Consider the following 17,280-nt stretch of genomic DNA (forward strand, 5'->3'; position numbering starts at 1 on the left):
TGTGGCGGGGTCCCCGCCACCCGCTCAGGCCACCGTGAACCGCACGATGTGGAAGAAGACAGGCGCGGCGAAGACCAGGCTGTCGGCGCGATCGAGCATGCCGCCATGGCCCTCGATCAGGTGACCCCAGTCCTTCACGCCCTGGTCGCGCTTGATGGCGGAGGCCACGAGCCCGCCGAGAAATCCCATCAGGCAGGCAAGCAGCGCGATGCCTGCCGCCTGAAGCGGCGAGAATGGGGTCAGCCACCACAGGGCGCCGCCGAGCAGGCTGGCGCCGGCGAGGCCGCCGATCAGGCCTTCCCAGGTCTTGGACGGCGACACGTTGGGCGAGACGCGACGTCTGCCGAACAGCTTGCCGAAGACATATTGCAGCACGTCGCTGCCCTGCACCGTGATGATCAGGAAGGCGATGAGAAGCAGCTTGCGATCGTCGAAGCCGGGGATCGGCAGCGTCAGCAGCGCCGGCACATGGCTGACGCAATAGACGGCCAGCATCAGCCCCCATTGCTGCTCCGCCACGCGCTCCAGGAAGCGCGCGGTGTCGCCGCGCAGAGCCGTCAGCGCCGGCATGGCCAGGAAGCAGTAGACCGGAATGAAGATGGTGTAGAGCCCGTACCATTCGAGCCAGACCAGCAGATACTGGGCCGGGATCGCCACGCCGAACATGCCGAGCAGGATCCAGTGGTCGCTGCGGCGCGAATAGGTCAGCGTCACGAATTCGCGCAGCGCGGCGAACGAGACGAAGGCAAACAGTAGAATCACGCCGCCCTTGCCGAACAGGAAGGCCGCCGCGATCGCCGCCACCATCACCCACCAGGCCTTGATGCGCTGATTGAAGTTGAGGAGCACGGGATCGCGCGGGTCGGCCGCCCGCCATGTCAGCGCCGTGGAGGCTGCGCTTGCGGCCAGCAGGACGCCGAGCAGGCCGGCGGCGAGATAGAACGTCTCGGTCATGGCTTGCCGTCCCTCCTCGGCCTCGGGTCCAGTGCAAGGAGCGCATCGCGGGCGCGATCCAGGAAGGCGCGCCTCTCCTCGTCCTGCGTCGGCGCGATCGGTGCGCCGAAGACGACGCGGCACAGGAGCGGAACCGGCAGGAACTCGCCCTTCGGCAGCACCCGCGACATGTTCTCGATCCAGCATGGGACAAGTTCCACGTCGGGCCGCGCGACGGCGAGGTTGTAGAGGCCGGACCGAAATCGCAGCAGCGGCTCCTCGGTCATGTTGCGCGTGCCTTCGGGGAAGAAGATCAGCGAGTCGCCCTGGTCCAGGGTCTTCAGCATGACGGCGAGCGGATCGACTGTGCGCTCCACCCAGTTGCGCTCGACAAGCACCGAGGAAAGCATGTCCTCGGCGATGAAGCGGCGCAGCTTCGACTTGCCCCAATAATCCGCCCCGGCGACAGCGCGTGTGCGCATGCGCTCACGCGGCGGCAGGCAGGCCGACAGGAGAATGAAGTCGCCATGGCTGGCGTGGTTGGCGAAATAGATGCGCTGCCGGTCGGATGGTCCGGTGCCGGCCCAGATCGGCCGAACGCCGGTGGTGGCCCGTGCGAATGCCGCCAGGGTCGCGGAGGTCGCGGTCCGAAGCGCTGTGCAGGCCAGTGTCCTGATCTCCCCCATTGCCCCTCCGACTAGACCCGTTCCGCGACCGATACGGTGAAGATACCCCAGCGGTCGATGCGCTGGTCGAGCTTGCGGAAGCCGGCCTTCTCGACGAGTTGGTCCATCTCGGCTTGGCTGCGGCGGCGCATCACCCATGGCCTGCCGTCGCGATGCGAGGTCAGGCAACGGGCGATCATCTCGAGCTGCGGGTGCCAGGGCTGGTTGGTGTAGATCAAAAGGCTGCCCGGCGTCATCGCGCGGGCGAGGCCGTCGAGAGAACGCGCCACGAGCGTGTTGTCGGAAAAGAGCTCGTAGAGACCGGAGACGATGGCGAGGTCGGGTGCCGGCGACTGTGCCGCCAGGGACGCGGCGTCGAAAGCGTCGCCGTTGCGGAAGACAACCGTATCCGGCAGCCCGCGCCGTCGGATGAGGCTCGATCCTGCCACGACATTGATGTCGGAATAGTCCCGCAATGTCACACTCGCCGGCTGCCGCGGGCAGAGCGCGATCGCGTCGAGCACGTAGCGGCCATGGCCGGCGGCGATGTCGAGCACGTCGACGCTTCGTCCCTGGGCCTGAAGCCGTGCCACTGCGGCAGGGATCAGTTCCTCCAGATGTGCCTTGCGCTGGCGGATGCCGCGCCAGCCGACCGCGTCGAGGAAGAAGCGGTCGATCAGCCTGCCGCCGGGGCCGATGCCCCGCGCCCGGTTCTCATAGACGTAGTCGAGTGTCGAGCCGGAATCGAAACCGGTCCGGATGCCCGTCGACAGCCCTTGGGAAAAGGCGGCTCCGACGCGGATCATGAAGCGGTTGAACGCCCACCACGCCCCCTTGGCCGAAAAGGTCTCCAGCGGCGTCGCCAGACGGTCGGCCTCGTCGCGGGTATGGCCCGCCCGATCGGCGGTCGTCAGGTCGGGCCGGGGCGCCGGCCGCCGGTGCTGCTCGCCGATGAAACGCCTGACCTCGGCGAGCGCCACGGCGCGATCCTTCTCGCCCAGAGTATCGTGGAAGAAACCCGCCAGCACATGCCGCTCCTTCACCGGGCTGCCCAGCCTGACGAAGAATTCGTGCTGCGGAGCCTGCCGCACCACGAAGTCGCTGCCCGAGATCAGGAGCTGGGTCGGCACGGTGATGGCGCCGGCGTCGGCGACGATGCGCTCCGCGTGATCGTAGAGTTCGAGCAGCATGTTGGAGGCGATCGGCCGGGTGATCAGCGGATCGTTCTCGAAAGACGCGATGCGCTCGCGGTCATGGGTGAGAAAGCGCGCCTTCACATAGGAATTGACGAAGAACGGCCCGGCGAGCTTCTGCCACAGCGCGATGCCCTGGCGGGCGAACGGCACATAAAGCTTGACGTCGAAAGCCGGGGCGGCCAGCACCAGGGCACGCAGCCTGGGCGCATAGTCATGCACCCAGCCGGCGGCCAGCACGGCGCCGACGGACTGCGCGATCACCGTGATGTCCTCGACGGCGATTCCGTCGCGTGCGGTGATCTCCTTCACGAGACAATCGATGTCGCGGACGGATGCCGCGAAGGAGGGCGAATGGCCGCGTTCCCCGGAAGAGCGTCCATGGCCTCGCGCGTCCCAGGCATAAACCGCATGGTCGTCCAGGCCAAGTTCGTCGACCAGATGCGCCATGCGCCCGCCATGTTCATGGCCGCGATGGAAGAGGACCACGGCGCCGCGCGTGCGGGGGCTGCGCGCCGGCCAGCAGCGATAGAAGATCTGCGCGCCGTCATGGCTCCGGAAGCTTCGTTCGAGCGCGACGGAGGAGCGGGGAGCGTCGATCTTTGCGACCAGCACTTCATGTTTCATGGGAGACCTCGATGATGCTCAGGCGGCGAGCCCGGCACGGATGCGGTTGACGATGGTGACGGCCGAGAGCGCGGCCAGGAAAGGAAACAGCCAGGAAGCGAATACGGGTAGTGTGACGCCCGATGCGATCAGCGCGCCGAGCGCGCCGAGCACGAGGGCCCGGTCGCTCTTGCCGAGCGGGCCGGCATAGATGCGCACCGCACCCGCGGCGGTGCCGATGATGCCGGCGCATTCCGACAGCAGCGCCATGATGGCGAATGAGACAACGCCCCAGGGCTGGAAGGGCGCGACCAGCACGAATGGCAGCGTGAGCGCCAGATCGGAGACGAGATCTCCGAGTTCGTTGAGATAGACGCCGAGCCGCGATGCCTGGCCGTGCTCGCGCGCCAGCATGCCGTCGACTGCATTCATGGCCATGCGCACGAAGAGCACGACAGGAAACAGCCAGAAGACAGCAGTTCGGTCGGGGAAAAGGGCGATGAGGGCGCCGGTCGCGATCGAGAGCGCGGCTGCGGCGACCGTCACCTGGTTCGCGGTCACGCCGACGTGCGCCAGCCATGCGACGAAAGGCCTGAGCCGGGCCTGGAAAGCCGGTTTCAGTGCATAGAGCGTCGGCATGGCCTGCCTCCTTTGCTGCCCAAGGCGAAATCGCCTTTGCTGCCCAAGGCGAAATCGCCTTCGCCGCCCATGGCGAAATCGCCTTCGCCTTGACTTCACTCCAGTCCATGCCATCTAGTGTCATGAACACTGTTCACGATCATTGTGAACAGTGTTCAAATTGTGGCGAATCCCAAAAAAGCGGCAAACAGGGAACCGATCATGGCGAGCAAGACCGAGGAGCGCCGCGAACAGCTGAGGCAGAAGCTGATTGCGATCGCTGAAAGCCGGATCGCGAATGATGGCTACGCCGCGCTCACCGCGCGCGACGTTGCCGGCGAGGCGGGCTGTGCCCTGGGCGCGATTTACAACATCTTCAAGGACATGGATGCGCTGGTAACGGCGGTGAACGCGCGCACCCTGGCTGGGTTGGAGGCGGCGGTCGCGCGCGCCTTCTCGGACGAAGGCGTCAGACGTGACCCCAAGCGCGGACTGGTGACGCTCGGCCTCACCTATTTCCACTTCGTCACGGCGCATCCCAAACTGTGGTCGGCGATCTTCGAACTCGGCTTCCGCGCGGGCAAGGAACTGCCGCAATGGCAGATCGACGAGCATGTCCGTCTGATCGGCCACATCGTGAAGCCGCTGCGCGTTCTTCTGCCCGGCGCTTCGGAGCAGCGGCTGGATCTTCTCGCCCGGTCGCTGTTCTCCGCTGTGCACGGCATTGTCAGCCTCGGCCTCGCCCGGCGTTTCATGGCGGTTCCGCCGGCCGAGATCGCGGCACAGATCACCTTCATCGTCGAGGCATTCTGCGACGGCGTGGTGGCGCGCGGCGCCCGCCGGCCGTAGGCTAGCGGAGGTCGAACGTGACCGGCAGCGCCAGGGGTATGCTGGCCTTGGCGAGTTCCTTGGGCGGCGCCGGCACCGGCGAGGCGCGGCGCAGCATATCGAGCGCGGCCTTGTCGAGTTCCGGATTGCCGGAGGAGCGCGTCACCCGCGACGAGGTTACGCGGCCGCCGGGGTCGACTGTAAAGGCAACACGCACGGTGCCCTGTTCGCCCCTGGCCTTGGCACGGCTCGGATAACGCTGGTGGCGCTTCAGCCAGGCAACGACGCGCGAATGCCATTTGGCGGGACTGACGCGGGGCGACGAAACGCCTTGCGTACTCTTCTGCGCCGCCGCCCTCGGTGCGGTCGGCGCCTCGACCTTCGCCGCCATCGTCGGCTTGGCCGCCGGTTCCTTCTTCTCCGCCTTTTCCTTCTTCTGCGGACGCGGCTTCTCGACCGGCTTCTTCGGCTTCTCTGCCTTCTCTTCCTCGATCACCGGGCGCGGCTCGGGCAGGGGAACGGCGACCTCAGGGGTTTCCGCCTCGACCACGTCGGGAATGACCTCGTCGAGCGGCTCCTGCTGTTCCACCGGCTCGACCTTCGCCAGTTCGACCTCTTCGACGGCCTCGGCAGGCTTTTCCTGCACCTCTTCGACGGGCTCGGTCTCTTCGATCGGCTCCGGCTCGAGTTCCGACACCTCCTGCGTCTCCTCGACCGGGTCGGCCTGCTCGGCAGGCACCTGGTCGGGTACGAAGGCATCTTCCTGGACCGCCGGCGCGACCGGAAGCGGGGCAAGCTCGATCATCAAAGCGGGCGGAGGGCCGCCGTCGGAGTCGGCCGGCCGCAGCATATGCGCGCCGAAACCGATCGCGATATGGATCGCCAGCACCGTCGCGCCCGCCGCGCCCCACAACATGGCATCGCGCCGGGTGAGGCGCATGAGCTGCGTGCTGGGCGCGGAGGCCGCGATGCTCATTGGGCCGCTCCCGGCGGCGGTGCAGCGGTTGGTACGCCCGGCGTCATCGTCTCGAGCCCGACCAGGGCGATCTTGAGGTAGCCGGCGCCGCGCAGGAGATTCATGACCTCCATCAGGTCGCCGTAGCCCACCGCCTTGTCGGCGCGCAGGAAGATACGGGTTTCCTTGTTGCCGCTGGTGCGGCCGTCAAGGGTGGTGGCGAAGGATGCCCGCTCCACCGTGTCGTTGCCCAGGGCGAGACTGAGATCGCTCTTCAGCGTGAGGAACAAGGGCTGCTCGGGCCGGGGGGAAGGGTTGGCGGTCGAGCCGGGAAGGTCGACATTGACGTCGACGGTCGCCAGCGGCGCCGCCACCATGAAGATGATGAGCAGCACAAGCATCACGTCGATGAAGGGCGTGACGTTGATCTCGTGGTTCTCCTCGAGATCGTCGCCGGTATTTTCGCGGATTCTGCTCGCCATGTCGGAGCCGTCCCGTTACTCGGCCGCGAGCGGTTGCCGGCGCGCGGCGTGCGCGACCGCGCTGATGTCGAGATCCCGGCTCACGAGCCGCTCGACGCCGGCCGATGCGTCCGCCAGGACCTGGCGATAGCCGGTGATGGAGCGCGCGAAGACGTTGTAGATCACGACGGCCGGGATGGCGGCGACCAGGCCGATGGCGGTAGCGAGCAGCGCCTCGGCGATGCCGGGCGCTACCACGGCGAGATTGGTGGTCTGCGCCTTGCTGATGCCGATGAAGGAATTCATGATTCCCCAGACGGTGCCGAACAGGCCGACGAAGGGCGCCGTCGAGCCGATGGTGGCGAGCACGCCCGTGCCGCGCGACATGCGTCGCCCGGCGGCTGCCTCGATCCTGGCAAGGCGCGAGGCGACGCGTTCCTTGAGGCCGTCGCCCTTGCCGGAAATGCCCTCCGACATCGCGACCTCTTCACCTGCGGCCCGCACGAGCAGCGCACCCGGGCCGCCGGCATTGCCCAACACCTTGCCGGCGTCGGCGAGGCTGGCGGCTTCGGAAATCGCGCGGACGGCGCGCTGCGCGCGGACCTTCGCTCCGGCTAGCTCAAGCGACTTCGCCAGCCAGACGGTCCAGGTGACGAGGGACGCAAAGGCAAGGCCGATCATCACCGCCTTCACGACCAGGTCGGCGGCCATGAACATGCCCCAGGGCGAAAGGTCGTGCGGCAGCGTCGTTTCCGGCATGGGCGCCGGGGCGATCGGGGCAGGCGCGGAGCCGCTCGGCGCGACCGGCTGCAATTCGAGCGGAGCAGGGTTGCCTTCGGGGGCGGAGTTGCCGTCGGGGAGATGGGCCGGTGCTGTCGTGGTGGGCGCCGCCGTGGTCGGCGTTGGCGTCGCGGGTGCTGCCATCGTCGGCGCGCTGCCCTGTTGGGCAGCGGCGGGCGGGGCTTGTTCCTGTGCAGGGGCGATGGTGGCGAGGGCACACAATCCCAGCAGCCCGACCAGTCCTGCAAGCCGCCTTGTTCTCAACATCGGTCATCCTCTCCGGGATCGTTGCCTTCGGCAATCGTCGGCCGGCCGTTCAGATAGGCCAGGGTGATAGAACCGTGCTTTAGGCCGGGTGACCTGCACGGGCAAGAGTTTTCATGACTTTTTTTGTCATGAATTTGGCGGCGCGCTGCAGAGGCAAGGACGTCATGGCACCTCCGACCGAGGCTGGGTCTCGTCCATCCGCGGGCTGCGGATGCCGACATGGCTCGGCTGCGCCATTCGTTGCAGCGTATAAATGCCGCCGGACTGTCGCTCTGACGGCTCCGAGATTCAGCGTGCGTCGCCCACGGAGGACACCAGTGAATCGATGGAATCGCGCTGTGCCGCGGAGCATTGCTGTGTCTTCATGCTCTCCACCATTTGGCCCTGCCCGTAGCCATGAAGAAGGGTGAGCATCGTCACGATGCGTGGCTCCAGCCGGTCGACATTCCGGTACGAGTCGATCAAGGGCTGGAACACCCGGCCTTGCCAGTCCAGACCGCACCATTCCGCAAGTCCGGAGATGAAGCCGGCCCGGATCGCTCCGCGCGCCTGCTCGACCGATACCGGCGGGGTCGCGATTTCCTCCGGCGATGCCGGAGCGCAGGCCTGGCCAGGCGCGCATTGCGCGGATGGTAAGGTGGCGAGCATGCCATCAAGCGTCGTCTTCACGGTTTTGTCGGTCAAAAGCTCCGAGAAAATGTCACGCTCGGCTTCCTCAGCTTGAGTTTGATGGCTTGCCAGGAAAATCGAGGCGAGCACCGTTACGAGGAGCAGCAGGCGCTGGAAGGCCCTGCCTTTCCGAGCACATCCGTACGGTACCGCAAGAAGACGGCGCATCGTCTTTGATCCGCCAGATTCCATCGTGCACCTCGAGCCGCAACGGTTTTCGGGAATGATGTGGTTGTATCTGCGGAGTTATTCCCGTGCAAGCTGTTCTTGTGATGCCACGTGGCACCAGCGCTTTCGTTTCAACCCTTGACCTTCCAGTTGCCGGAAGCCCTATCTCCAGGCTGAACAGAAGAACCGAGCAGGGACCAAACCATGCCCGATCATGAGAAACATGCCCATCACGATCATGCGGACCATGCCCGTCACGGCCACGGCGCCGGCCAGGCGGCGGACGTCGGGCAGATCGTCCGCGACCCGGTTTGCGGCATGACGGTCGATCCGGCCGCCGGCAAGCCGACAGTCACCCATGGCGGGCATATCTATCATTTCTGCAGCGCATCCTGCCGCGAGAAGTTCGTGAAGGAACCAGACGCCTATCTGCAGGCGACCGACCCTGTCTGCGGCATGAAGGTGGATCGCGCCGGCGCGCGTTACTTCCTGCGCCACGAGGGCAAGGGCCAGTATTTCTGCTCGCCGTCCTGCCAGGGAAAGTTCGAGGCCGATCCGCAGAAATATAGCGGCGAACGCTCTGCACCCGCAACCATGCCGAAGGGCACGCAATATACCTGCCCGATGCATCCCGAGATCATCCGGGACAAGCCCGGAGCCTGCCCGATCTGCGGCATGGCACTGGAGCCGATGGGCGTGCCAAGCGGGGACGAGGGCCCGAACCCCGAACTGGTCGACTTCACCCGTCGTTTCCGGGTGAGCGCGGTCCATTCCATTCCGCTGCTCGTCATCGCCATGGGGCCTATGTTCGGCCTGCCGGTCCGCGACTGGATCGGCGAGCGCGTGGCGGCATGGATCGAACTCGTCCTGGCCACGCCGGTCGTGTTGTGGGCCGCCACGCCGTTCTTCCGGCGCGGCTGGGATTCCATCCTCAACCGCAGCCCGAATATGTGGACGCTCATCTCGCTCGGCGTCGGCGCAGCCTATGTCTACAGCGTGGTCGCGACTATTTTTCCCGACATCTTCCCGCATTCCTTCCGTGGTCATGGCGGCTCGGTGCCGGTCTATTTCGAGGCGGCCGCGGTCATCGTGGCGCTGGTCTTCCTGGGCCAGGTGCTGGAACTGAGGGCGCGCGAGCGCACCGGCTCGGCGATCCGAGCGCTCCTCGATCTCGCGCCGAAGACGGCGCGCCTGATCGCCGCCGACGGTTCGGAGGCCGACGTTCCGCTCGATGCCGTGAAGCAAGGAGACAGGCTGCGCGTGCGGCCCGGCGACGGCATTCCCGTCGACGGCGTCGTCGCGGAGGGACGGTCCTCGGTCGACGAATCCATGATCACGGGCGAGCCGTTGCCGGTCGAGAAGAGTGTCGGCGACAAGGTCACGGGCGGCACGCTCAACAAGAACGGCACGCTGGTCATGACCGCCGAGCGTGTCGGCGCCGAGACGATGCTGTCGCAGATCGTCGAGATGGTCGCCAGGGCGCAACGCAGCCGCGCGCCCATCCAGGGACTGGCCGACCGGGTGTCCTTCTATTTCGTGCCGACCGTGGTGCTCATTGCGATCGTCTCATTCCTCGTCTGGGCGCTCGCCGGGCCGGAGCCGAGCATGATCTTCGCCATCGTCTCGGCTGTCTCGGTGCTCATCATCGCCTGCCCTTGCGCGCTCGGCCTCGCCACGCCCATGTCGATCATGACCGCAACCGGGCGCGGCGCGCAGGCCGGCGTTCTCATCAAGGATGCCGAAGCGCTGGAGCGTTTCGCCAAGGTTGACACGCTGATCGTGGACAAGACCGGCACCTTGACCGAAGGAAAGCCGAAGCTGACCGACGTCGTCGCTCTCGAGGGCATCGACGAGGCCGGTCTGCTGGCCTTGGCCGCATCGCTCGAAAAGGGCTCGGAACACCCGCTGGCCGAGGCGATCGTGGAAGGCGCGAAGGAGCGTGGCGTTGCGCTCGCCGATGCCGAAGGCTTCGAAGCCGTCACCGGCAAGGGTGTCTCTGGCACGATTTCAGGTCGCGCCGTCGCGCTCGGCAACCGGGCGATGATGGAGGAACTGGGTCTCGACGCGAAGCAGGCCGCCGCCCGCGCCGACGAGTTGCGCGCCGAAGGCAGGACCGCGATGTTCGTCGCCGTCGACGGCAGGCTTGCAGGCATCGTCGCCGTCGCCGACCCGGTCAAGCCTACGACGGCCGAGGCGATCCGCGTGCTGCATGAAACCGGTCTGCGCATCATCATGGCGACCGGCGACAACGAGAAGACGGCGCGCGCCGTCGCGCAGAAGCTCGGCATCGACGAGATCCGCGCCGACATGCTGCCGGAGGGCAAGAAGGCGCTGATCGAAGAGCTGCATGCCAGGGGCGCAAAGGTGGCCATGGCCGGCGACGGCGTCAACGATGCGCCGGCGCTGGCCGCCGCCGAAGTGGGCATCGCCATGGGCACCGGCGCCGATGTTGCCGTGGAGAGCGCCGGCATCACCCTTGTGAAGGGCGACCTCAACGGCATCGTCCGGGCACGCAGGCTGGCCGAAGCGACCATCGGCAACATCAAGCAGAACCTCTTCTTCGCCTTCGCCTACAATGCGCTCGGTGTGCCCGTGGCGGCTGGAGTGCTCTATCCGCTGACGGGCATGCTGCTGTCGCCGATGATCGCGGCGGCCGCGATGAGCCTGTCCTCGGTCTCCGTCGTCGGCAATGCTCTGCGGCTGAGGGCGCTGAAGCTTTAGCCGCGCCGGATCGTCGCATGGCCTATGAAAAGCTGTCTGCCGGACGGCCGTCTCGACGCATCGCCATTTGCCCTTGTGACAAGCGCCGCTTTTTCGATGCAGCGTGGCGCTTGTCCGGCTTTCGATCGAAATCATTGCGGGTCATAGTTCCCGCCGGAACCAGAAGACCTCGCCCGGGGGAGGAAACGGCATGAACAATCACCTGAACTTCTACATCGACGGAAAGTGGGTCGCGCCGGTAGTGCCGGCGAAGCTCCCGGTGATCGATCCGTCGAATGAGGAAGCCTATACGGAGATCTCGATCGGCTCGAAGGCCGATGTCGACAAGGCCGTGGCGGCGGCACGCGCGGCTTTCGACAGCTTTTCCCGCACGTCGCATGCCGAGCGCCTCGCTCTGCTGAAGCGCATGCTCGCCGCCTACAACGATCGCTACGAGGACATCGCCCAGGCCGTGTCGCAGGAGATGGGCGCGCCGATCGGCTGGGCACGCGGCGCCCAGGCCTGGGCCGGCCAGGCCCATTTCGAAGCGACGATCAAGGCCTTCGAGACCTACGAATTCAGCCACCAGCGCGGCTCGACCATGGTCGTCAAGGAACCGATCGGCGTCTGTGCGCTGATCACGCCCTGGAACTGGCCGCTCAACCAGATCGTCTGCAAGGTGGCGCCGGCAATCGCCGCCGGCTGCACGGTGGTGCTCAAGCCGAGCGAGATCGCGCCGATCAGCGGCATCATCTTCGCCGAGGCCATGGACGCGGCCGGCGTGCCCAGGGGCGTGTTCAACCTGGTCAACGGCACCGGTCCCGATGTCGGCCAGGTAATGGCCGGCCACCCGGATGTCGACATGGTCTCCTTCACCGGCTCGACCCGGGCGGGCATCATCGTCGCCAAGACGGCGGCCGACACGGTGAAGCGGGTCGCGCAGGAACTCGGCGGCAAGTCCGCCAACATCATCCTGCCCGACGCCGAGTTCGCCACCGCCGTCACCAAGGGCGTCGAAGGCTGCTTCGGCAACAGCGGCCAGTCCTGCGACGCGCCGACCCGGATGCTGGTGCCGGCCGCCCGCCATGACGAGGCCCTGGCGATCGCCAAGGTGGCCGCCGAAGCGCACAAGGTCGGCAACCCCCATGGCGAAGGCACGGTGCTCGGGCCGGTCGTCAGCCAGATCCAATATGACAAGATCCAGCGTTTGATCGAGGCTGGGATTTCCGAAGGCGCCACGCTGGTGACCGGCGGCCCCGGCCGGCCGGAAGGTCTGAACCGGGGCTACTATGTCAGGCCGACCGTGTTCGGCCATGTCTCGCCAGACATGACGATCGCCCGCGAGGAGATTTTCGGTCCGGTGCTGTCGGTGATCTCATACAAGGACGAGGAAGACGCGGTCCGTATCGCCAACGACACGGTCTATGGACTTGCTGCCTATGTGCAGTCCCGGGATATCGGCCACGCGCGCGACGTCGCCAGCCGCCTGCGCGCCGGCCAGGTGTCCATCAACTATCCCGACTGGGACACTTTCGCGCCTTTTGGTGGCTATAAGCAGTCGGGCAACGGCCGCGAATATGCCGACTGGGGCATCCACGACTTTATCGAGATCAAGGGCATCGTGGGCTACGGGGTCTAGCTGCCCGACGCCTTCCCGCGCGAGACTATGCGCGCCCTTCCGTCGCCAGAAGCACCAGGGTGCGCAGCGCCTCGGTGGCGGGAACGGGAATGCCGAGCACGCCCGCCTGCCGCACCACTGCGCCGGCAATCGCGTCGATCTCGGTTCTCCGTCCCGCGAGCACGTCCTGCAGCATGGACGGCTTGTGGTCGAGATGCGTGTCGAGCGCATGGTCGACGAGGTCGTGAACGGCTTTGGCGTCCGCTGGTATGCCGGCTGCATTGGCCACGATCACCACTTCGCCGGCAATCCTGTGGGCAAGCTTGCGTGCCTCCGGAAGGCGGCCGATCTGGCCGACCGTGGCATGCGTGACCGCGGCGATGGAGTTGAGCGCGGCGTTGAACGCGACCTTCTCCCAGATGGCGACCTGGACCGTGTCGTCGGTGAGGCAGTCGAGCCCCCCGGCGAGGAAGGCCGCCGCGATCGTGCCGAGTTGAGGCGCATCGGAGCCGTCGCTCGTCCAGAAGCGTATCTTGCCGTCGCCATGCGAGCCGACATGGCCGGGGCCGATCATGTCGGCGGGATAGGACGTCATGCCGATCAAGACGCGGGACGCCTCGGCGAAGCCGAGCAGGATCTCTTTATTGCCGAGCCCGTTCTGAAGGCTGAGCAGCACGGTCTCCGGTCCGATCAGATGCATGGCGCCGGTGAGTGCGCTTCGCGTGTGCATCGTCTTGGTGAATACCAGCAGCACGTCGAACCGATCGTGCACCGCATCGGGCGTGGCGGCGGGAAGCCATGCGATCTCGGTGCCCGCATCCGTGTCGACGCGCAGCCCGTTCGCCGTGACGGCGTCGATATGCTGCCGGTTCACGTCGATCAGCGTGACCGCGGCGCCGCCGGATTTCAGGCGGGCGCCGAAGAACGATCCCATGGCGCCGGCGCCCAGGACCGCGATGCGAAGCGGTTCGGCGGTCATTGCAGCAGCTTCGGAAGGAACAGCGTGATTGCGGGAAAGGCGACGAGCAGGGCGATGCGGAATACTTCGGCGCCGAAGAACGGCATCACGCCCTTGAAGGTCTGCCGCATCGGCACGTCGGGCGCCTGCGCGTTGATGATGAAGACGTTGAGCCCGATCGGCGGCGTGATCAGTCCGAGCTCGACGACGATCAGTATGACGATGCCGAACCAGATCTTGAGGTCACCGGGATCGAGGCCGTAGTCCAGCCCGGCCACGACCGGCCAGAAGAAGGGCACCGTCAGGATCACCATGGACAGGCTGTCCATCAGACAGCCAAGGATCAGATAGAGTATGATGACGAGGATCAATATGGCCATCGGCGACAGGCCGCTGCCCTGCAGCAGCTCAGCGGCGGCCTGCGGGACGCCGGCGCGGGCCATGAAGATCTTGAGCAACTCGGCGCCAAGCAGGATCAGGAAGATCATGCCGCTCGTTCGTGCCGTCTCGAGCAACGCGTCGCCCATGCCCGCGAGGGTCAGCCGGCGCATGACGAGGCCATAGGCGGTGACCAGGAACACGCCGATTGCCGCGGCCGCGGTCGGATTGTAGATACCGGCATAGATGCCGCCGATGACGATGCCGAATACGACGGCGACCGGGATCACCGCGAGCGTTGCGGCAAGCAGTTCGTCCCGCGTCACGGCTTTCCCTTCCGGGCCCGAACCCGGCACCAGCCGCACATAGATCGCCACCGTCAGCATGAACAGCAGCGTCGCCAGTATGCCGGGGATCAGGGCGGCGGCGAACATCGTCACGACATTCGCCTCGACTATGATGGCATAGACGATGAGCACCACCGAGGGCGGTATCAGGATGCCGAGCGTGCCTCCCGCGGCGATCGTGCCGGTGGCGAGCGCGGGGGAGTAATTGTAGCGCTTGAGTTCCGGCAGGGCGACCTGGCCCATCGTCGAGGCCGTCGCCGTGGACGAACCGCACACCGCGCCGAAGCCGCCGCAGGCCGCGACCGCCGCCATGGCGACGCCGCCGCGGAAGCGGCCGAGCCAGGCATTGGCGCCGCGAAAGAGGTCGCGCGACAGGCCGCAGCGCGAGGCGAGGCCGCCCATCAGGATGAACATCGGCAGGACGGAGAGATCGTAGTTCGAGAACTGCGAATAAGCGAGGTCCTTGAGCTGGTTCATCAGCACGGTCGGACCGGATTGCAGGATGATCCCGACAAAGCCCACAAGGATCATCGTGTAGGCGATCGGTACCCTGACGGCGATCAGGGCCAGAAGGCAAATGAGGCCGGCAATGCCGATGGCGAAGGCGTCGAACATCGGGGCCTACTCGTTGGGAACGGGGTTGGACGGCCGGCCGGAACGGATGCCCCGCCAGCCTTCAAGCAGCGTGATGAGCGCGGCGGCGGCGAGCAGCGCCAGCGACACCAGGATGGGCGGAAAGGCGGTCCACAAGGGCAGCTTCAGCACGGGCGTCACTTCGGGAAAGCGCAGATAGCTGAAGAAGCCCAGATACATCTGCCGCAGCATCAGCAGCGAGAAGGCGAGCGCGAACAGCGACGAGAAGGCGGCCATGGCCGACTTGCCGCGCTCGCTCATCCCTTCGGTGAAGATGTCGACGGTGACGTTCGAGCCGGTCAGCTGGCAGTAGGGCAGGAACATGAAGATGGCTATGGCGATGAAATGCTTCACCAACTCGTGGTCGGGCGAGAATGGCCTGGCGAAGAAGATGTTGGAGAGCGCCGAAAGCGCGGTCATCACCGACAGGGCCAGGGTGATCACCCCACCGAGCAGCGCCCAGAAACGGATGGTGGCCGCGAGCAGAGCGATCCATCGCGCCCGGTCGGCAGGTGGAGGGGGCTCGTTGCCCCCTTCCGCAGGATGAACCGTGGCGCTCACGACTTGCGGGCCGCGATCGCCTTCTTCGCCGCGTCGGCGAGTGCCGCCGCATCGAAGCCGCCGCTGGCGTGCTCGGCAACCCAGCGGTCCACCACCGGTGCCAGCACCTGATTGAAGGCGTCCATTTCGGTCTCGGTCAGGACGATGTGCTCATTGCCGGCATCGACGGCCATCTTGATCCCGAAATCGTCGGAGGCGCGCCAGATACTGGCGACTTCCTTCACCCATTCCTCGCCGCTGTGCTTGTCGAAGACCGCCTTGAGATCGTCGGGCAGGGCATCCCAGCGCGCCTTGTTCATCGACACCTGGAAGGTGGTAGTGCCGAAACGCGTCATGTCAGGGCCTTCGATCTGGTATTTGGTCGACTCCTGCAGTTGCAGCGCGGGAATGATCTCCCATGGGATGAGGGCCCCGTCGACGGCGTTTGTGCTCAGCGCCTGCGGCAGGTCCGGCACCGGCATCGTGACCGGTGTCGCGCCCATGGCCTCGACCACGGCGTTTCCGGTCGGACCGGGCACACGGATCTTCTTGCCCTTGACGTCGTCGGGCGAGCGGACCGGAATGTTGGCCATGTGGAATGCCTGGCCGGCGTGGACGTGCATGAAAAGCACATGGACATCCTGGTACTCGGGCGCGAGCTGGCTTTCGAAGAGATCGCGCATGGCCAGGTTGGTGGCCGTGATGTCGTTGGTGAAGATGGTGGGGAGCTCGAAGATCTCCGAGCGCGGAAAGAGACCGGGCGTATAGCCGTTGACCGTCCACACGATGTCGACAACGCCGTCGACCACCTGGCGGAAGAGCTGGGGCGGCGATCCGCCGAGGGACATGGAGGGATAGAGCTCGATCTTGACGCGCCCGCCAGCGTCCTTCTCGATCGCCTCGGCCCAGGGCTGCAGCATCTTGGTGTGCGCGGGCGCCTTGGGGCCCAGGAAGTGATGCAGCTTCAACGTGACTTCAGGCGTCTGGGCGAAGGCACTGCGCATAAGGGCAGGCGCGGCGACCACCGCGCCGGCGGCCTTCAGGAACTGTCTGCGTTTCAACATGGTCTTTCTCCTCCTGCGATCCCTGCCGTGCCGTGTCTGGTCCGGCGGCGGCCATATTTTCTGCTCTCGGCTTCCCTGGCCGAGGTATCCCTGTCGCCAGAGATTAGACGCTCATGCCTCCGTCGACCATCAGCATTGTGCCGGTCGTGAAGCTGCTCATGTCGGATGCGAGATAAAGGACGGACATTGCGACCTCCTCCGCCGTGCCGTGGCGGCCGAGCGGGATGATCTCGTCGAAGAACTGTGTTCCGTCGCGGCCGATGATCCTGCCGAGATCGTCCTCGACCGATTTCTGGAAGGAATTGTCGATCGGACCGGGATGGATGCTGTTCACCCTGATGCCGCGCGGCGCCAGTTCCTTCGCCAGGCAACGCATGATGCCGATCTGGGCGTGCTTGGCGGTGATGTAGCCATAAACGCCTGGGTCGCCGCGCGTGCCAGCGACGCTCGAGGTGATCACGATCGAGCCGCCGTTCCTGATATGCGGCACCGCATGTTTCGCTGCGAGGAATGTGCCCTTCACATGGACGGCCTGGACAGCGTCGAACACCTCCTCCGGGTAGGCCTCGATCGGCGCCACCGTGCCGAAATTGCCGGCGTTGCAGAACAGGACGTCGATCGCGCCGAAGCGCGTTACCGCGGCGGCCACATAGCGCTCGGCATCGGCAGCCTTGCTGACGTCGGCCTCGACCGTCACGACACGATCCCGTTCTTTTTCGAAGCCGGCCGGTGCCGCGATATCGACGAGCACGACATTGGCGCCATGCTCGAGGAACAGCCGGGCGGTGGCGCGGCCGATGCTGCCGCCTCCGCCGGTGATGATGCAGTTCTTGCCTTCCAGCAGCTTCACGCGCGGCTCTCCTCCCCGTCGGCCTGCCTTGAAACTAGTTTGCAATCAA

General features: G+C 66.1%; 16 protein-coding genes. 3 read left to right on the forward strand and 13 right to left on the reverse strand.

Going from position 1 to position 17,280, the window contains the following annotated elements; genetic code table 11:
• Positions 1–24 precede the first annotated feature (24 nt).
• From JN280_RS11635 to JN280_RS11650, 4 genes are read right to left on the reverse strand one after another with little or no spacing between them, the layout of a single operon-like run.
• The gene (locus JN280_RS11635) at positions 25–954 is read right to left on the reverse strand and encodes a phosphatidate cytidylyltransferase (protein WP_202312306.1); all 930 of its coding nucleotides are present in this window, start codon (positions 952–954) and stop codon (positions 25–27) included.
• A complete protein-coding gene (locus JN280_RS11640) occupies positions 951–1,619 on the reverse strand; it encodes a lysophospholipid acyltransferase family protein (RefSeq protein WP_202312307.1) in 669 nt (222 codons plus the stop codon). The genes JN280_RS11635 and JN280_RS11640 overlap by 4 nt, the downstream gene beginning before the upstream one ends.
• Positions 1,620–1,630: 11 nt before the next feature.
• Complete coding sequence (locus JN280_RS11645; protein WP_202312308.1) at positions 1,631–3,418, reverse strand: bifunctional alpha/beta hydrolase/class I SAM-dependent methyltransferase; 1,788 nt, start codon at positions 3,416–3,418, stop codon at positions 1,631–1,633.
• Between the two features lie 18 nt (positions 3,419–3,436).
• Positions 3,437–4,036: a CDP-alcohol phosphatidyltransferase family protein gene (locus tag JN280_RS11650; protein WP_202312310.1), complete on the reverse strand. Its 600-nt coding sequence runs from the start codon at positions 4,034–4,036 to the stop codon at positions 3,437–3,439.
• Positions 4,037–4,237: 201 nt separating this feature from the next.
• Here JN280_RS11650 and JN280_RS11655 point away from each other — a divergent pair, with 201 nt between their 5' ends.
• Positions 4,238–4,864 carry a TetR/AcrR family transcriptional regulator gene (locus JN280_RS11655; protein WP_202312311.1) on the forward strand — a complete coding sequence of 209 codons (627 nt, stop codon included), beginning with the start codon at positions 4,238–4,240 and terminating at the stop codon, positions 4,862–4,864.
• Between the two features lies 1 nt (position 4,865).
• Here JN280_RS11655 and JN280_RS11660 read toward each other — a convergent pair whose 3' ends face one another.
• The 4 genes from JN280_RS11660 to JN280_RS11675 form a co-directional block, all read right to left on the reverse strand.
• The gene (locus tag JN280_RS11660) at positions 4,866–5,819 is read right to left on the reverse strand and encodes an energy transducer TonB family protein (protein WP_202312312.1); all 954 of its coding nucleotides are present in this window, start codon (positions 5,817–5,819) and stop codon (positions 4,866–4,868) included.
• Positions 5,816–6,280 carry a TonB system transport protein ExbD gene (gene exbD, locus JN280_RS11665; protein WP_202312313.1) on the reverse strand — a complete coding sequence of 155 codons (465 nt, stop codon included), beginning with the start codon at positions 6,278–6,280 and terminating at the stop codon, positions 5,816–5,818. The genes JN280_RS11660 and exbD overlap by 4 nt, the downstream gene beginning before the upstream one ends.
• Before the next feature lie 15 nt (positions 6,281–6,295).
• Positions 6,296–7,306, reverse strand: coding sequence for a tonB-system energizer ExbB (exbB, locus tag JN280_RS11670; RefSeq protein ID WP_202312314.1), 1,011 nt, complete (start codon positions 7,304–7,306; stop codon positions 6,296–6,298).
• A gap of 288 nt (positions 7,307–7,594) precedes the next feature.
• Complete coding sequence (locus JN280_RS11675) at positions 7,595–8,143, reverse strand: hypothetical protein (protein ID WP_202312315.1); 549 nt, start codon at positions 8,141–8,143, stop codon at positions 7,595–7,597.
• Positions 8,144–8,347: 204 nt separating this feature from the next.
• Here JN280_RS11675 and JN280_RS11680 point away from each other — a divergent pair, with 204 nt between their 5' ends.
• On the forward strand, positions 8,348–10,864 hold the full coding sequence (locus JN280_RS11680) for a heavy metal translocating P-type ATPase (protein ID WP_202312317.1): 2,517 nt from the start codon (positions 8,348–8,350) through the stop codon (positions 10,862–10,864).
• 190 nt (positions 10,865–11,054) lie between these two features.
• Positions 11,055–12,482 (forward strand): aldehyde dehydrogenase family protein, encoded by a 1,428-nt coding sequence (locus JN280_RS11685; protein ID WP_202312320.1) that lies wholly within the window; start codon positions 11,055–11,057, stop codon positions 12,480–12,482.
• 25 nt (positions 12,483–12,507) lie between these two features.
• On the opposite strand, the gene JN280_RS11690 is transcribed toward JN280_RS11685, so the two are convergent.
• From JN280_RS11690 to JN280_RS11710, 5 genes are all read right to left on the reverse strand, one after another.
• On the reverse strand, positions 12,508–13,440 hold the full coding sequence (locus JN280_RS11690) for a ketopantoate reductase family protein (RefSeq protein ID WP_202312322.1): 933 nt from the start codon (positions 13,438–13,440) through the stop codon (positions 12,508–12,510).
• Positions 13,437–14,759, reverse strand: a complete 1,323-nt coding sequence (locus tag JN280_RS11695) for a TRAP transporter large permease (RefSeq protein WP_202312323.1) — start codon at positions 14,757–14,759, stop codon at positions 13,437–13,439. Before JN280_RS11695 ends, JN280_RS11690 begins: the two co-directional genes overlap by 4 nt.
• Positions 14,760–14,765: 6 nt before the next feature.
• On the reverse strand, positions 14,766–15,338 hold the full coding sequence (locus JN280_RS11700) for a TRAP transporter small permease (RefSeq protein WP_244743240.1): 573 nt from the start codon (positions 15,336–15,338) through the stop codon (positions 14,766–14,768).
• On the reverse strand, positions 15,335–16,381 hold the full coding sequence (locus JN280_RS11705) for a TRAP transporter substrate-binding protein (protein ID WP_202312324.1): 1,047 nt from the start codon (positions 16,379–16,381) through the stop codon (positions 15,335–15,337). The genes JN280_RS11700 and JN280_RS11705 overlap by 4 nt, the downstream gene beginning before the upstream one ends.
• Before the next feature lie 103 nt (positions 16,382–16,484).
• Complete coding sequence (locus tag JN280_RS11710) at positions 16,485–17,231, reverse strand: SDR family NAD(P)-dependent oxidoreductase (protein ID WP_202312325.1); 747 nt, start codon at positions 17,229–17,231, stop codon at positions 16,485–16,487.
• Positions 17,232–17,280 lie beyond the last annotated feature (49 nt).

It is taken from the genome of Mesorhizobium sp. L-8-10 (genome assembly GCF_016756635.1).
Lineage (GTDB): Bacteria > Pseudomonadota > Alphaproteobacteria > Rhizobiales > Rhizobiaceae.

Coding starts and splice junctions, on each gene's coding strand:
- JN280_RS11645 (WP_202312308.1), bottom strand. CDS start 3,418: ATGAAACATGAAGTGCTGGTCGCAAAGATCGACGCTCCCCGCTCCTCC.
- JN280_RS11660 (WP_202312312.1), bottom strand. CDS start 5,819: ATGAGCATCGCGGCCTCCGCGCCCAGCACGCAGCTCATGCGCCTCACC.
- JN280_RS11680 (WP_202312317.1), top strand. CDS start 8,348: ATGCCCGATCATGAGAAACATGCCCATCACGATCATGCGGACCATGCC.
- JN280_RS11690 (WP_202312322.1), bottom strand. CDS start 13,440: ATGACCGCCGAACCGCTTCGCATCGCGGTCCTGGGCGCCGGCGCCATG.
- JN280_RS11695 (WP_202312323.1), bottom strand. CDS start 14,759: ATGTTCGACGCCTTCGCCATCGGCATTGCCGGCCTCATTTGCCTTCTG.
- JN280_RS11655 (WP_202312311.1), top strand. CDS start 4,238: ATGGCGAGCAAGACCGAGGAGCGCCGCGAACAGCTGAGGCAGAAGCTG.
- exbD (WP_202312313.1), bottom strand. CDS start 6,280: ATGGCGAGCAGAATCCGCGAAAATACCGGCGACGATCTCGAGGAGAAC.
- JN280_RS11675 (WP_202312315.1), bottom strand. CDS start 8,143: ATGCGCCGTCTTCTTGCGGTACCGTACGGATGTGCTCGGAAAGGCAGG.
- JN280_RS11635 (WP_202312306.1), bottom strand. CDS start 954: ATGACCGAGACGTTCTATCTCGCCGCCGGCCTGCTCGGCGTCCTGCTG.
- JN280_RS11685 (WP_202312320.1), top strand. CDS start 11,055: ATGAACAATCACCTGAACTTCTACATCGACGGAAAGTGGGTCGCGCCG.
- JN280_RS11640 (WP_202312307.1), bottom strand. CDS start 1,619: ATGGGGGAGATCAGGACACTGGCCTGCACAGCGCTTCGGACCGCGACC.
- JN280_RS11705 (WP_202312324.1), bottom strand. CDS start 16,381: ATGTTGAAACGCAGACAGTTCCTGAAGGCCGCCGGCGCGGTGGTCGCC.
- JN280_RS11650 (WP_202312310.1), bottom strand. CDS start 4,036: ATGCCGACGCTCTATGCACTGAAACCGGCTTTCCAGGCCCGGCTCAGG.
- exbB (WP_202312314.1), bottom strand. CDS start 7,306: ATGTTGAGAACAAGGCGGCTTGCAGGACTGGTCGGGCTGCTGGGATTG.